The sequence below is a fragment of the Pseudomonas inefficax genome (genome assembly GCF_900277125.1).
GTDB classification, from domain to species: domain Bacteria; phylum Pseudomonadota; class Gammaproteobacteria; order Pseudomonadales; family Pseudomonadaceae; genus Aquipseudomonas; species Aquipseudomonas inefficax.
Genome location: NZ_OPYN01000207.1, coordinates 12,930 through 27,981 on the forward strand (window position 1 = coordinate 12,930; position 15,052 = coordinate 27,981).

14 protein-coding genes are annotated in these 15,052 nt (G+C 63.1%); 8 read left to right on the forward strand and 6 right to left on the reverse strand.

Annotated elements, in window-relative coordinates; genetic code table 11:
• Positions 1-190: 190 nt before the first annotated feature.
• The 4 genes from ccoM to JV551A3_RS25080 all read right to left on the reverse strand — a co-directional run bounded on the left by ccoM (position 191) and on the right by JV551A3_RS25080 (position 1,760).
• On the reverse strand, positions 191-307 hold the full coding sequence (gene ccoM / locus JV551A3_RS31275) for a cytochrome c oxidase subunit CcoM (protein WP_025340347.1): 117 nt from the start codon (positions 305-307) through the stop codon (positions 191-193).
• 135 nt (positions 308-442) lie between these two features.
• On the reverse strand, positions 443-604 hold the full coding sequence (locus JV551A3_RS30785; RefSeq protein ID WP_166674299.1) for a hypothetical protein: 162 nt from the start codon (positions 602-604) through the stop codon (positions 443-445).
• A gap of 67 nt (positions 605-671) precedes the next feature.
• Complete coding sequence (locus JV551A3_RS25075) at positions 672-1,001, reverse strand: aspartate-semialdehyde dehydrogenase (RefSeq protein WP_112250672.1); 330 nt, start codon at positions 999-1,001, stop codon at positions 672-674.
• A 63-nt stretch (positions 1,002-1,064) separates the two neighbouring features.
• The gene (locus JV551A3_RS25080) at positions 1,065-1,760 is read right to left on the reverse strand and encodes a M949_RS01915 family surface polysaccharide biosynthesis protein (protein ID WP_133974928.1); all 696 of its coding nucleotides are present in this window, start codon (positions 1,758-1,760) and stop codon (positions 1,065-1,067) included.
• Positions 1,761-1,933: 173 nt separating this feature from the next.
• On the opposite strand from JV551A3_RS25080, the gene rapA reads away from it, so the two are divergent.
• The gene (rapA, locus tag JV551A3_RS25085; RefSeq protein WP_133974930.1) at positions 1,934-4,780 is read left to right on the forward strand and encodes an RNA polymerase-associated protein RapA; all 2,847 of its coding nucleotides are present in this window, start codon (positions 1,934-1,936) and stop codon (positions 4,778-4,780) included.
• Positions 4,781-5,090: 310 nt separating this feature from the next.
• Positions 5,091-7,355 carry a putative bifunctional diguanylate cyclase/phosphodiesterase gene (locus tag JV551A3_RS25090; protein WP_133975088.1) on the forward strand — a complete coding sequence of 755 codons (2,265 nt, stop codon included), beginning with the start codon at positions 5,091-5,093 and terminating at the stop codon, positions 7,353-7,355.
• Here the strand turns inward: JV551A3_RS25090 and JV551A3_RS25095 are convergent.
• Together JV551A3_RS25095 and JV551A3_RS25100 are read right to left on the reverse strand one after the other, a co-directional pair.
• Positions 7,255-8,142 carry an NAD(P)-dependent oxidoreductase gene (locus JV551A3_RS25095; RefSeq protein WP_133974932.1) on the reverse strand — a complete coding sequence of 296 codons (888 nt, stop codon included), beginning with the start codon at positions 8,140-8,142 and terminating at the stop codon, positions 7,255-7,257. The genes JV551A3_RS25090 and JV551A3_RS25095 overlap by 101 nt on opposite strands.
• A gap of 308 nt (positions 8,143-8,450) precedes the next feature.
• Positions 8,451-8,762 (reverse strand): DUF2288 domain-containing protein, encoded by a 312-nt coding sequence (locus JV551A3_RS25100; RefSeq protein ID WP_112250665.1) that lies wholly within the window; start codon positions 8,760-8,762, stop codon positions 8,451-8,453.
• Positions 8,763-9,122: 360 nt separating this feature from the next.
• On the opposite strand from JV551A3_RS25100, the gene JV551A3_RS25110 reads away from it, so the two are divergent.
• The 6 genes from JV551A3_RS25110 (at position 9,123) to JV551A3_RS25135 (ending at position 14,982) form a co-directional block, all read left to right on the forward strand.
• Entirely contained in the window at positions 9,123-10,238 is a 1,116-nt protein-coding gene (locus JV551A3_RS25110; protein WP_112250663.1) for a branched-chain amino acid ABC transporter substrate-binding protein, read from the forward strand.
• A gap of 186 nt (positions 10,239-10,424) precedes the next feature.
• On the forward strand, positions 10,425-11,348 hold the full coding sequence (gene livH / locus JV551A3_RS25115; protein WP_025340356.1) for a high-affinity branched-chain amino acid ABC transporter permease LivH: 924 nt from the start codon (positions 10,425-10,427) through the stop codon (positions 11,346-11,348).
• Positions 11,345-12,601, forward strand: coding sequence for a high-affinity branched-chain amino acid ABC transporter permease LivM (locus tag JV551A3_RS25120; RefSeq protein WP_133974935.1), 1,257 nt, complete (start codon positions 11,345-11,347; stop codon positions 12,599-12,601). Before livH ends, JV551A3_RS25120 begins: the two co-directional genes overlap by 4 nt.
• Positions 12,598-13,365 carry a high-affinity branched-chain amino acid ABC transporter ATP-binding protein LivG gene (gene livG / locus JV551A3_RS25125; RefSeq protein WP_025340358.1) on the forward strand — a complete coding sequence of 256 codons (768 nt, stop codon included), beginning with the start codon at positions 12,598-12,600 and terminating at the stop codon, positions 13,363-13,365. The genes JV551A3_RS25120 and livG overlap by 4 nt, the downstream gene beginning before the upstream one ends.
• On the forward strand, positions 13,366-14,067 hold the full coding sequence (locus JV551A3_RS25130; RefSeq protein ID WP_013973921.1) for an ABC transporter ATP-binding protein: 702 nt from the start codon (positions 13,366-13,368) through the stop codon (positions 14,065-14,067).
• A 240-nt stretch (positions 14,068-14,307) separates the two neighbouring features.
• Complete coding sequence (locus tag JV551A3_RS25135; RefSeq protein ID WP_025340360.1) at positions 14,308-14,982, forward strand: COG3650 family protein; 675 nt, start codon at positions 14,308-14,310, stop codon at positions 14,980-14,982.
• The last annotated feature ends 70 nt before the right edge of the window (positions 14,983-15,052 follow it).

A 15,052-nucleotide genomic window follows, 5' to 3' on the forward strand; every position in this document is an offset into this window, starting at 1 on the left:
TCCTGTGCCGGCCCTTTCGCAGCACAAGGCTGCTCCTACAGATTCCGCGCCAAACATGCCTCAGTGGAACTCTTGTAGGAGCAGCCTTGTGCTGCGAAAAGGGCCGGCACAGGCAACACAAAAATTGCAGGCAAAAAAATGGGCGACCGAAGTCGCCCTAAATGCCTTGCGTGCTCGTGTATCCGGAAGGTCAGCGCGGCTTGCGCTTGTTCGAATCCTTCCAGATGAAAATGCCCAGACCGGCAAAGAAGACGACCATCAACCCGACCGTTACCACTCCGGCGATAACCACGTTGTCGAAGAACATGCTGGCCTCCCCATTCGTTTGCCGTTGTCCGATGGGTGCAAGTTAACCAAAGTGGGGGTGGGGAAAATTGATCGGTGTCAATGGTGCCCGGGGCCGGGCACGCGAGGCGGGTGCAGGGTTGACCTGCGTCAAGTTTCAGCGTTTCTTCGGCTTGTTCTTGGGTTTCTTTTTCTTGGCGGTGTTCAACGGCAGGGCCTGCTCGAAAGCATTGCGCATTTCGTTCAGGCGCTTTTCCTTGAGGTCGTGGACGCGCTTGGCGCGTTCGGCATCGAAATCGATGAGGTTGTCTTGGCTCATGGGTGGGCTCGACGATCAACTGAGACTTGCATGATGAAGCCAGGCGCTGGCGCTGACCAGCCCCGCGTCAGACTTCGATGTCCACCAGCAGCCCCTGGCGCCCGTGCTCGCCCATCAACGGCGCCACCGGCACGGTGTTGTCGGCGTTGACCTCGTCACCCGGCATCGCACTGTAGCGTTCGTCGTCGCCCTTCTGCCGGCGTTGCTGCTGGCGGCGCTGCTCGTCGCGCAGCAATAGTGCCTGCTCCTGCGGGTCACGCTGGTGCTTGAGGTCGATGGTGCTTTCGCCGGAGGCAGGCTGCGTCGGCACCACCGGCTTGATGTCGGGTGTCGGTTTGACCGGGTCCTGTTGCGAGGTCACCGGGGCGGCGCTGAGCGGAATGATCGGTGGCAGCATGGACGTTCTCCTATGCCCCCTGTATCGGCAGGCGCGGGCTTATCTTGATGACATGCGCAACACTTATTCGGCTTCTTCGTCAGGCTCGTCGTGAGTTGGCGGGCTGGCCTCGCTCCAGGGACGCTTGTAAACCTGCTGCCAGACCGCGTCCATGTGTTCGCGCAGCACCTGTGGCGCAGCTTTGAGCGAGGCGCTGTCCTCGCGTTCACCGCCGATCGGCTCCTCACCCGCCGGGGTGATCAGCGACTGGCCGGTGATGCTGTAGCTGGCCTGCCCTTCACGCATCTCGATGGCGATGTCGTGCGGGTCGATGCCACCGCCGCAGAAGGCGTGGCTGGCAACCGTCACCTCGGCGACGCCGTCCTTGTTAAGGTCGCCGACATCGCTGACATCATTATAGAAGTCCACATCCAGGTCCAGGCCCGGGCAGGTGGTTTCCTGTTCGATCTGCCAGCGCGCCTTGAACGCGTCGCTTTCGGCGGTGCGCCCGTACAACGTGGCCTTGAGTACCACCTTGTCCACTTCCTGCTCGCTTTCCGGGTCGCTGGCCTGGCCATCGCTGCGGCTCAATACCAGCAGGCCTTCACCATCGCGGTCACGAAAGTGCACGCTCTTGATCGGCGTTTGCACGCCCAGTACCTCGAGCTGCTCGATCGGGATGGCGGGCAAGGTCTCGAAGTTTTTCTGCTCGCAGGCGGCCAGCAGCAACAGGCTGCCCACGGCCATTGAAGTGCTGATCCAGCGGTGCTTGGCAGACATGTTGATCCGGGGCCCTCGTCGGCAGCACGGTGGGGGACGATGAAGCGACTAGACTGTTGCTACCTATCGCACTTGCTATCGCAATTCGGCACCTTTCGATGCGCTCGGCACTTTGGTCTGTCCGGCCGATCCGTTAACATAATCGGCTTTTTCATCGCGGGAGTTCAGGCAGTATGGCGCAGCAGTATCAACCGGGGCAACGCTGGATCAGCGACAGCGAAGCCGAGCTCGGCCTGGGTACCATCCTGGCGCAGGATGGCCGCCTGTTGACCGTGCTCTACCCGGCCACTGGCGACACCCGCCAGTATTCCCTGCGCAATGCGCCGCTGACCCGCGTGCGCTTCTCGCCAGGTGACCAGATCACCCACTTCGAAGGCTGGAAGCTGACCGTGCGCGAGGTCGAGGATATCGACGGGCTGATGGTCTACCACGGTCTGGACGGGCAAAACCAGCCGCGCACCCTGCCAGAAACCCAGCTGTCGAACTTCATCCAGTTCCGCCTGGCCAGCGACCGCCTGTTCGCCGGGCAGATCGACCCGCTGTCGTGGTTCAGCCTGCGCTACAACACCCTGCAGCACACCAGCAAGCAGATGCAGTCGGCGCTGTGGGGCCTGGGCGGCTGCCGCGCCCAACCCATCGCCCACCAGTTGCACATCGCCCGCGAAGTCGCCGACCGCAGCGCGCCGCGCGTCTTGCTGGCCGACGAAGTGGGCCTGGGCAAAACCATCGAGGCCGGCCTGGTGATCCACCGCCAGCTGCTGTCCGGCCGTGCCAGCCGCGTGCTGATCCTGGTGCCGGAAAACCTCCAGCACCAGTGGCTGGTGGAAATGCGCCGCCGCTTCAACCTGCAGGTGGCCCTGTTCGACGCCGAACGCTTCATCGAAAGCGACGCCAGCAACCCGTTCGAGGATGCCCAGCTGGCGCTGGTGGCCCTGGAGTGGCTGGTCGAAGACGAAAAGGCCCAGGACGCGCTGTTCGCCGCCGGCTGGGACCTGATGGTGGTGGACGAAGCCCACCACCTGGTCTGGCACGAAGACCAGGTCAGCGCCGAATACGGCCTGGTCGAACAGCTGGCCCAGGTGATCCCAGGCGTGCTGCTGCTCACGGCCACCCCCGAGCAGCTCGGCCAGGACAGCCACTTCGCCCGCCTGCGCCTGCTCGATCCCAACCGTTTCCATGACCTGGCCGCCTTCCGCGCCGAGAGCGAGCACTATCGCCCGGTGGCCGAAGCCGTACAGGAACTGCTCGACGAAGGCCGCCTGTCAGCCAAGGCCCACGCCACCATCCAGGGCTTCCTGGGTGCCGAAGGCGAAGCCCTGCTGGCAGCGGTCAGCGACGGCGATACCCAGGCCAGCGCGCGCCTGATCCGTGAGCTGCTCGACCGCCACGGCACCGGCCGCGTGCTGTTCCGTAACACCCGCGCGGCGGTCCAGGGCTTCCCTGAGCGCCAGCTGCACCCTTACCCACTGGCAACGCCCGAGCAGTACCGCGACCTGCCAGCCGGCGAACATGCCGAGCTGTACCCGGAAGTTGCCTTCCAGGCCCAGGGCGAGGTGGCCGACGACGAGCGCTGGTGGCGTTTCGACCCGCGTGTCGACTGGCTGATCGACACCCTGAAGATGCTCAAGCGCACCAAGGTGCTGGTGATCTGCGCCCATGCCGAAACCGCGATGGACCTGGAAGACGCCCTGCGCGTGCGCTCGGGCATCCCGGCCTCGGTGTTCCATGAAGGCATGAGCATCCTCGAACGCGACCGCGCCGCCGCCTACTTCGCCGACGAAGAGTTCGGCGCGCAGGTGCTGATCTGCTCCGAGATCGGCAGCGAAGGCCGCAACTTCCAGTTTGCCCACCATCTGGTGATGTTCGACCTGCCAGCGCACCCGGACCTGCTCGAACAGCGTATCGGCCGCCTCGACCGCATCGGCCAGAAGCACACCATCCAGCTGCATATCCCGTACCTGCAGGACAGCCCGCAAGAGCGCCTGTTCCAGTGGTACCACGAAGGGCTCAACGCCTTCCTCAACACCTGCCCTACTGGCAATGCACTGCAGCATCAGTTCGGCCCACGCCTGCTGCCACTGCTCGAAAGCGGCGAAAGCAAGGCCTGGAAAGCACTGGTGGCCGACGCCCGCAGCGAGCGCGAACGCCTGGAAGCCGAACTGCATACCGGCCGTGACCGCCTGCTGGAACTCAACTCCGGCGGTGCCGGCGAAGGCCAGGCGCTGGTCGAGGACATTCTCGAACAGGACGACCAGTTCGCCCTGCCGATCTACATGGAAACCCTGTTCGACGCCTTCGGTATCGACAGCGAAGACCATTCCGAGAACGCGCTGATCCTCAAGCCGAGCGAGAAGATGCTCGACGCCAGCTTCCCGCTGGGCGACGACGAAGGCGTGACCATCACCTACGACCGTGGCCAGGCGCTGTCGCGCGAGGACATGCAGTTCCTCACCTGGGAACACCCGATGGTGCAAGGCGGCATGGACCTGGTGCTGTCCGGCTCGATGGGCAACACCGCCGTGGCGCTGATCAAGAACAAAGCGCTCAAACCCGGCACCGTGCTGCTTGAACTACTGTTCGTCAGCGAGGTGGTGGCACCGCGCAGCCTGCAACTGGGCCGTTACCTGCCACCGGCAGCATTGCGCTGCCTGCTTGATGCCAATGGCAACGATCTGGCGTCGCGCGTGGCCTTCGAAACCCTCAACGACCAGCTGGAAAGCGTGCCGCGCGCCAGCGCCAACAAGTTCGTCCAGGCCCAGCGTGACATGCTGGCTCAGCGCATCGGCAGTGGCGAGGCCAAGGTCCTGCCGGCCCATGTCGAGCGCGTGGCCGAGGCCCAGCGTCGCCTGAAAGCGGAGGCCGACGAAGAGCTGGCCCGTCTGGTCGCGCTGCAAGCAGTCAACCCGAGTGTGCGCGACAGCGAGATCGAAGCGCTGCGCAAGCAGCGCGAAGAGGGCCTGGCGATGCTGGAAAAGGCCGCCCTGCGCCTGGAGGCCATTCGCGTGCTGGTGGCTGGCTGATACAGGTCAGACACCGCCGCCTTTGTGGGAGCGGCCTTGTGTCGCGAAAGGGCCGCAACGCGGCCCCAGAATTGGCGCAATAATTGAAATTGCTGGGGCTGCTTTGCAGCCCTTTCGCGACACAAGGCCGCTCCCACAGGGGGCCAATTTTCAGAACCATATTCCCGGCTGCGATCAGGTTCATAACCAAATCGTGGGAATCAATGTGCCATTAGTCAGGAAGGCTTAACCACCTCTTCCTATACTGCCTCTGGACAGTCTGCACAGGGTTGTAGCGCAGACGAGTGAAAACTCGATCATGAGGCATTCCATGGAGTGGCTGGGGCTGCAACTGTTCGCCGACCTGCCGGCAACCGGGCGCATCGTCATTGATTGCCGGCATGAACCGTTCCTGGTTCTGCTCGCCTACCTCGTCGCCTGTGCGGCCTGCTTCGCCACCCTGGACATGGCCGAGCGCCAATCCCACAGCGAAGACCCCACCGCCCACCGACAATGGAACATGCTCGGTGCCTGCTGCCTGGCAGGTGGCATCTGGGCCATGCATTTCATCAGCATGCTGGCCTTCCAGGCGCCAGTTGAAGTGCACTATGACGCGTCCCTGACCATCCTTTCGCTGCTCATCGCCCTGGCCGTCGCCTGGCTGGCCATGCACAGCCTCGACCGCAGCCAGATGCGCACCCACCACTACCTGCAAAGTGCAGTGCTGATTGGCCTGGGCATCATCCTCATGCACTTCGTCGGCATGGCTGCCCTGGAAACCGGCGCCCGCCAGTACTACCAGACCGGCCTGCTGCTGGCATCTGCCACCATTGCCCTCCTGACCAGCCTTACGGCGCTGTGCCTGGCACGCTACTTCCGTCATGGCAGCGGCACCCTGCACCATGCCATGAAGTACGGCGCCAGCCTGCTGATGGCCGGCGGCATAGTCGCCACCCACTTCACCGCGATGTCGGCCTTGACCCTGGTCATCCCGGCAGACACTGCCCTGCGCCTGCCCTCTGGCGACAACAGCCTGCAACTGGCGCTCGGCATCGGCTTCATCACCCTGCTGATCAGTGCTGCCAGCATCAGCACCGCGCTGGCCGACAAGAAGCTGCAAAGCAAGGAACACGACCTGCGGCGGGTCAGCGTGCTGCTCAGCCAGCTGGACCAAGCCCGCGCGTCGCTGCAACAGGCCGCGCACTACGATGCCCTGACCAACCTGGTCAACCGCCGAGGTTTCAACCAAGTGTTCGCCGAACGCCTGGCCGAACACCAGGCCACGCAAAGCCACCTGGCGGTGATGTTCCTCGACATCGACCATTTCAAGCGCATCAACGACAGCCTTGGCCACGACGCCGGCGACGAACTGCTCAAAGTGATTGCCAGCCACATCAAGGCCGCCACCCGCAACCACGACCTGGTCGCGCGCTTTGGCGGCGATGAGTTCTGCGTGGTCACCAGCCTCAACAACCGCGACGAAGCCCGCCACCTGGCCCAGCGCATCATGCAGCGGATGAAGGAGCCCATCGACCTGGGCGGTCGGCGCATGGTCATGACCACCAGCATCGGCATCAGCATCTTCCCCGACGACGGCACCACCGCCGAAGAGCTGCTCAAGCATGCAGACCTCGCGCTGTACCAGTCCAAGGGCAACGGGCGCAACAGCCTGAACTTCTTCAACGACAGCCTGAAGACCCAGGCCTCGATTGCCCTGCAACTGGAAGAGGAACTGCGAGTGGCCCTGCTCGAGGAGCATGGGCTGTGCGTGCATTACCAGCCGATCTTCGACCTGCGCAGCAGGCAAGTGGCCAAACTGGAAGCCCTGGTGCGCTGGCGACACCCGCAACACGGCCTGCTCGGGCCCGATCGTTTCATTGCCATCGCCGAAGCCAACGGCCTGATCATCGACCTTGACCTGTGGGTGCTGCGCCACGCCTGCGCCGACCTGGCCTACCTGCAGCGCCACGGCCATGGCAACCTCAAGGTCACGGTCAATTGCTCGGCCGTCACCCTCAGCCACGACGAACTGCCCAACGAGGTGGAGAAGGCGCTGTTCCACGCCGGGCTCGCGCCCTGGCAGCTGGAGCTGGAAGTGACCGAGAACGCCCTGATGGGTGACATCCAGCGTACGGTCAACCTGCTCAAGCGCGTGCGCGCCCAGGGCGTGGCGCTGTCGATCGATGACTTCGGCACCGGCTACTCGTCACTGGCCTACCTCAAGCGCCTGCCGCTGGATGTGCTGAAGATCGACCGCAGCTTCCTGCAGGATGTGCCGGGCAGCCAGAAGGACCGCGAGATCGTCCAGGCGATCATCGTCATGGCACATACCCTTCATCTGCAGGTGGTCAGCGAGGGCGTGGAAAACGCCGAACAGCTGGCGTTTCTCGAAGCCCACGGCTGCGACTACCTGCAGGGCTATCTGCTGGGCCGCCCGGAGCCGCTGGCCGAACTGCGCTCGTTGCTGGAGCGGCTAGAGCACCAGGGCGGCCTATTCAGCCCTTGCTGCGATACAGCTCAACCAGTGTCGCCGGATCTTTTTGCAGATACCCCTGGCTTGCGTGCAGGCGCATCAACTGTGCGGCAAGGCCACTGAGCGGCGTCGCCGAGCCTTGCTCGCGGGAGAACTTGACCGCGCCATCGAGGTCCTTGAGCAGCGTGCGCACGTGCCACTTTATTGGCTCGAAGCGGCTCTCGGCCATTTGCGGAGCGAGAATCTGCAACGGTCTGGAATCGGCAAAACCGCCCGCCAGCGCTTCGGCGATCAGCGTCGCGTCGACCCCGGACTGTTCGGCCAGGGCCACCACTTCGGCGATCACCAGGGCATTGCAGGCCACGATCATCTGGTTGCAGGCCTTGGTCACCTGGCCTGCGCCCACCGCCCCCATGTGCGTCACACGCTGGCCAAGTACCTGCAGTACCGGGCGCGCACGCTCCAGGTCGGCCGATTCACCACCGACCATGATCGCCAGGGTGCCGGCTTCGGCCCCGGGCGTGCCGCCGGAAACTGGCGCGTCCAGCCAGGCCATGCCGCACAGCGCTGCCAGTTCGGCAGCCATTTCACGGGTGGCGGTTGGCTCAAGGCTGGAGAAATCGATCAGTAACTGGCCACTACGCCCGCCCTGGGCAATGCCTTGCTCGCCGAACACCACTTCGCGGACCACGGCCGTGTCGGCCAGGCACAGCAGCAGCATGTCGCTGTCGCGGCACAGTTCGGCAGGGCTGCTGGCCAGGCGCGCGCCGGCGGTGACCAGTGCAGCGCACTTGTCCGGGCTGCGGTTCCACACCGTCAGCGGGTAGCCCGCTGCCAACAGGCGCCGGCACATGGGCAGGCCCATCAGGCCGATGCCGGCGAATCCAAGCGAAGGTAGTGTAGTGCTCATCGATGACTCCTGACTGGTTCGAACATTTCCCATGCGGGCCAGGAACCTGTAGGAGCGGCCTTGTGTCGCGATGGGCTGCACAGCAGCCCCAGATTTCCGCATCGATGCAAAAAATGCCGGGGCTGCTGCGCAGCCCATCGCGACACAAGGCCGCTCCTACAGGTTTCGCGTTGCCTGGCAAAACGGCGGGGCATTACGCATCCCGTAAACTGTTACCGCCACGCCGAATTGTTACTTACCTCTACCCGCCTTGAACGCTTGCAAGCACCAAAACGAGGCGGCTGCGCATTTTCGCGCACCAAAAGCGATCATGCATCGAGAGGGCGCTTCGCCTGGATCACGATGAACGGCGAAACTACCACCGCCCAGATCTCTGGATCGCGGCTTTGCAGGTCCTGGGCCTGCTCGGCAGTCACCGGCCCAACAGTGCCATCACTACGCCACTTGGCGAAGATCTCGCTGCGATTCTCGGCCATTGCCTCGGCAACGGCGATCAGGTCCAGGCTAGGGTCGACCCAAATCAGGTCACCCTTGGCCCAGAAACGCTCCAGCGCTTTCCACTCGATGATTGCCGTCTCGCCAAGCAATTTGGCATAGAGGGTGCTTGTGTGATCAGTCATGGGTGGTATCCGCAAAAATCGGCCAATAAAAAAGGTCGGCATTTTTGCAGAAAAACCCGGTTTCAAATATGTAATTTGGTCGATTGATCCCGAAACTTGTGGGGCGGGGTCGCAGATGCAGGCAGTTTGATGGCGCCTTTCTGTATCTTTGTGTCGACCAAGCGACAACCCAGGAAGCAGGCACTTTTCGACCGCTTTTCAAGCGCTCGGGCAGCGCTCTACACTGTACCGGTACAGTTCCGGGACATGTTCCGGGGGAAGGTGGGCTTGCGCGTTGGCATGGCCACGCCGCAAATCCCGCCCGGTCTGTAGCCCTGGCCGCCAGGACTATAAGAATTACAACAGAATGAGTGGAGCACTATGATCAAGATTTCCAAGCTGTTCGCCGCAATGGTTCTGGCAGGGGTAGCCAGCCATTCGTTTGCCGCCGATACCATCAAGATCGGGATTGCAGGCCCCAAGACCGGCCCTGTGACCCAGTACGGCGACATGCAGTTCATCGGCGCCAAGCAAGCCATCAAGGATATCAACGCCGCGGGCGGCGTGGATGGCAAGATGCTCGAAGCCAAGGAATACGACGACGCCTGCGATCCTAAACAGGCCGTTGCAGTCGCCAACAAAGTGGTCAACGACGGCGTCAAGTTCGTCATCGGCCACCTGTGCTCCAGCTCCACCCAGCCTGCGTCCGACATCTACGAAGACGAAGGCGTGATCATGATCACCCCAGCCGCCACCTCCCCGGAAATCACCGCCCGTGGCTACAAGCTGATCTTCCGTACCATCGGCCTGGACAGCGCCCAGGGCCCGGCTGCCGGCAACTACATCGCCGACCACGTCAAGCCGAAGGTGGTCGCTGTCCTGCACGACAAGCAGCAGTACGGTGAAGGCATCGCTACCGCGGTCAAGCAGACCCTGGAAGGCAAAGGCACCAAGGTTGCCGTGTTCGAAGGCCTGAACGCCGGTGACAAGGACTTCTCCTCGATCATCCAGAAGCTCAAGCAGAACAACGTCGACTTCGTCTACTACGGCGGCTACCACCCAGAGCTGGGCCTGATCCTGCGCCAAGCTCAGGAAAAGGGCCTGAAAGCCAAGTTCATGGGCCCGGAAGGCGTGGGTAACGACTCCATCTCGCAGATCGCCCAGAACGCCTCCGAAGGCCTGCTGGTGACCCTGCCGAAGTCGTTCGACGCGGACCCTGCGAACAAGAAGATCGTCGACGCCATCAAGGCTGACGGCAAGGACCCAAGCGGCCCGTTCGTGTTCCCGGCCTACTCGGCTGTCGAGCTGATCGCCCAGGGCATCAAGGCCGCCAAGTCCGAAGACGCCGAGAAGGTGGCCGAAGCCATCCACGCCGGCACCTTCAAGACCCCGACCGGTGACCTGTCCTACGACGCCAAAGGCGACCTGAAAGACTTCAAGTTCGTGGTCTACGAATGGCACTTCGGCAAGCCGAAGACCGAAGTCTCCCCTCAGTAACTGCGTGACTAATAGCTGACCGTAGAAGCCCACTGTGCGAGCAGTGGGCTTTGTTTTACGAGGTTCATGGGCCTGATCCCCGCGATCCGGGGGCGGGTTCACCTGAAAATCTTAAAACCGTCACCCGCGGTTTCCTGGCCGTACCCCCGCCAGCGAAATGCAAATCAGGTTTTTAGGAGCGCTGTAATGCCTGAGATCTACCATTTCTTCCAACAACTGGTTAATGGATTGACCATCGGCAGCACCTATGCCTTGATCGCCATCGGCTACACGATGGTGTACGGCATCATTGGCATGATCAACTTCGCCCACGGCGAGGTATACATGATCGGTTCCTACGTGGCCTTCATCGCCCTGGCGGGCCTGGCCATGATGGGTATCCATTCGCTGCCGATCCTGATGACCGTCGCCTTCGTCGCGACGATCTTCGTCACCAGTGCCTATGGCTACAGCATCGAACGGGTTGCCTACCGCCCCCTGCGCAACAGCAACCGTCTGATCCCGCTGATTTCCGCCATCGGCATGTCGATCTTCCTGCAGAACACCGTCTTGCTGTCGCAAGACTCCAAGGACAAGTCCATCCCCAACCTGATCCCCGGAAGCTTCTCTTTCGGGCCGGGCGGCGCGGAGGAAGTACTGATCAGCTACATGCAGATCCTGGTGTTCGTGGTCACCCTGGTGGCCATGACCTGCCTCACCCTGTTCATCTCCCGTTCCCGCCTGGGTCGCGCCTGCCGCGCCTGTGCCGAGGACATCAAGATGGCCAACCTGCTGGGCATCAACACCAACAACATCATCGCCCTCACCTTCGTCATCGGTGCCGCCCTGGCGGCGGTGGCGGCCGTGCTGCTGAGCATGCAGTACGGGGTGATCAACCCCAACGCCGGTTTCCTGGTGGGCCTGAAGGCCTTCACCGCGGCGGTGCTGGGTGGCATCGGCAGCATTCCGGGCGCCATGCTCGGCGGGCTGGTGCTGGGCGTGGCCGAAGCGTTCGGTGCCGACATCTTCGGCGACCAGTACAAGGACGTGGTGGCATTCGGCTTGTTGGTTCTTGTCCTGCTATTCCGGCCGACCGGCATCCTGGGCCGCCCGGAGGTTGAAAAAGTATGAACAGAAATCTCAAACAGGCGTTCTTCAGCGCCTTGCTGGTATGGGCCGTGGCCTTCCCGGTACTGGGCCTGAAACTGAGCATCGACGGCATCAGCCTGGTGGTGCACAGCCAGGGCTCGTTCACCATCAGCATCATTGCCGTATGTTCGGTGCTGATGTTCCTGCGTGTGCTGTTCGACAAGCAGTGGAGTTCGGTGATGGGCCGCCGTTCGGATCGCAAGCTGATCCCGCCGGCCGTCAGCAACTACCTGACCCTGCCGAAGACCCAGCGCTACGTGATCCTGGGCCTGATCGTCGCGGCACTGGTGTGGCCGTTCTTCGGTTCGCGCGGTGCGGTCGACATTGCCACGCTGATCCTGATCTACGTGTTGCTGGGCCTGGGCCTGAACATCGTGGTCGGTCTGGCAGGCCTGCTCGACCTCGGTTACGTCGGCTTCTACGCCGTCGGCGCCTACAGCTATGCCATGCTCTCGCACTACCTGGGCTGGAGCTTCTGGGTATGCCTGCCGATCGCCGGCCTGATGGCCGCTACCTTCGGCTTCCTGCTCGGCTTCCCGGTGCTGCGCCTGCGCGGTGACTACCTGGCGATCGTGACCCTCGGCTTCGGCGAGATCATCCGCCTGTTCCTGCGTAACCTCACCGACTGGACCGGCGGCCCCAACGGCATCAGCAACATCCCCAAGCCGGAGCTCTTCGGCCTTACCTTCGAACGCCGTGCCGCCGAGGGCATGCAGACCTTCCACGAGTTCTTCGGGCTGGAATACAACTCGATCAATAAGGTCATCTTCCTCTACCTGGTGGCCCTGCTGCTGGCCCTGCTGGCGCTGTTCGTGATCAACCGCCTGCTGCGCATGCCGATCGGCCGCGCCTGGGAAGCCCTGCGCGAAGACGAGATCGCCTGCCGTGCACTGGGCCTGAACCCGACCGTGATCAAGCTGTCGGCATTCACCCTGGGCGCCTGCTTCGCCGGTTTCGCCGGCAGCTTCTTCGCTGCGCGCCAGGGCCTGGTGACGCCGGAGTCGTTCACCTTCATCGAGTCGGCGATCATCCTCGCCATCGTCGTGCTTGGCGGCATGGGTTCACAACTGGGCGTGATTCTCGCGGCCATCGTGATGATCCTGCTGCCCGAGCTGATGCGTGAGTTCAGCGAATACCGGATGCTGATGTTCGGTGCGCTGATGGTGTTGATGATGATCTGGCGTCCGCAAGGCCTGCTGCCTATGCAACGTCCACACATGGAGCTGCGTCGATGAGCCGCGAAATTCTGCAAGTCAGCGGCCTGAGCATGCGCTTCGGCGGCTTGTTGGCGGTCAACGGCGTGGGCCTGACCGTCAAGGAAAAACAGGTGGTGGCACTGATCGGCCCGAACGGCGCCGGCAAGACCACGGTGTTCAACTGCCTGACCGGCTTCTACAAGCCCAGCGGCGGCACCATCCTGCTCGATGGCCAGCCGATCCAGGGCCTGGCCGGGCACCAGATCGCCCGCAAGGGCGTGGTGCGGACCTTCCAGAACGTGCGCCTGTTCAAGGAAATGACCGCGCTGGAAAACCTGCTGATCGCCCAGCATCGCCACCTCAACACCAACTTCTTCGCCGGCCTGTTCAAGACCCCGAACTTCCGCCGCAGCGAGAAGGAGGCCATGGAGCGCGCGCAGTACTGGCTGGAGAAGGTCAACCTGACCGAGTTCGCCAACCGTACCGCCGGCACCCTCGCCTACGGCCAGCAGCGCCGCCTGGAAATCGCCCGCTGCATGATGACCCAGCCGCGCATCATCATGCTCGACGAACCGGCGGCCGGCCTGAACCCGAAGGAGACCGAAGACCTCAAGGCGCTGATCGCCTACCTGCGCGAATCGCACAACGTCACCGTGCTGCTGATCGAGCACGACATGAAGCTGGTGATGAGCATTTCCGACCATATCGTGGTGATCAACCAGGGCACCCCCCTGGCCCACGGCACGCCGGAAGAGATCCGCGACAACCCTGACGTGATCAAAGCCTACCTGGGGGAAGCGTAAATGCTGAAGTTCGAAAACGTTTCCACCTTCTACGGCAAGATCCAGGCGCTGCACAGCGTCAACGTGGAGATCAACCAGGGCGAGATCGTTACCCTGATCGGCGCCAACGGTGCCGGCAAGTCGACCTTGCTGATGACCCTGTGCGGCTCGCCGCAGGCGCACAGCGGCAGCATCAAGTACCTGGGTGAAGAGCTGGTCGGCCAGCCGTCCTCGCACATCATGCGCAAGAGCATCGCAGTGGTGCCGGAAGGCCGCCGTGTGTTCTCCCGCCTGACCGTCGAGGAAAACCTGGCGATGGGTGGTTTCTTCACCGACAAGGGCGATTACCAGGAGCAACTGGACAAGGTGCTGCAGCTGTTCCCGCGCCTGAAGGAGCGTTATATCCAGCGTGGCGGCACCATGTCCGGTGGCGAGCAGCAGATGCTCGCCATTGGCCGGGCGCTGATGAGCAAGCCCAAGCTGCTGTTGCTCGACGAGCCGTCGCTGGGCCTGGCGCCGATCATCATCCAGCAGATCTTCGACATCATCGAACAACTGCGCCGTGATGGCGTGACGGTGTTCCTGGTGGAGCAGAACGCCAACCAGGCGCTGAAGATTGCTGATCGGGCGTACGTGCTGGAGAACGGCCGGGTGGTGATGCAGGGGACAGGTGAAGCACTGCTGACCGACCCGAAAGTGCGCGACGCGTACCTGGGGGGGTGATCGGAAAAAGGGCCTTCGGGCCCTTTTTTCTGCCTGCCGGTTTTGTGTCGCCTGTGCAGCCCTCTTCGCGGGTAAACCCGCTCCCACAGGTACGGCGCCACACTCAAGCCTTGCGCTACCCCTGTGGGAGCGGGTTTACCCGCGAAGAAGCCAGCACAGTTGACCGAAAACTTGTGATCCCGGCAAAGCCTGAGTAACGTGGCCAGCTCCTTGGCAAAAGATTCCCCCGGAGCCCGCCCCATGCGCCTCACCCCCACCCTGCTGCTCACCGCCCTGCTGCCCCTGTTCGCCGGTTGCCAGCTGATGGCTGACGCCCCCAGCGACCCGAACATCGGCACCACGCGCATGCAGGGCGAGCTGCGTGCCGCCGGTGGCCAGCTGCTGTTCAAGCCGTGCAGCGAAAACCGTACCTTCGTGATCAACGACGTCGCCGCCACCGGCATCCTGCAGGAAGCCGCCAACCTCGCCAAGGATGCCAACGACAAGCTGTTCGCCGACGTCCGTGGCCGCCTCACCGGCAGCAGGCAGGCCAACAACGACGGCCAGCTGGAAGTACGCCGCCTTTACCGCCTGGAACCTTCCACCCGCGCCTGTGAAGACCCCAACTTCAAGCAGCTGACCCTGCGCGCCAACGGCCACGAGCCGGAATGGGACATCAAGGCCAGCGGCAAAGGCATGGTGCTCAACCGCGTCGGCCAGGAACCCCTGCCCCTGCCCTTCCTGGAAGAAGAAGTGCCCGGTGGCGGCCTGACCCTGACCAGCGAAGCCAACGGCCAGCACGTGGAGCTGTGGGTCGCGCCGCAACGCTGCGTGGATACCGCCACCGGTGCCATCCACCACCTGCGCGCCGAACTGCGCATCGACGGCAAGACCCTGCAGGGCTGCGGCTACTACGGCGGCGCACGCGACAACTGATCGCCGGGCGCTTTTATCCTGCCAGTCCGGGTGGCGAACAGCTTATACTTGGCGGTTTGTGTAAAGCCGC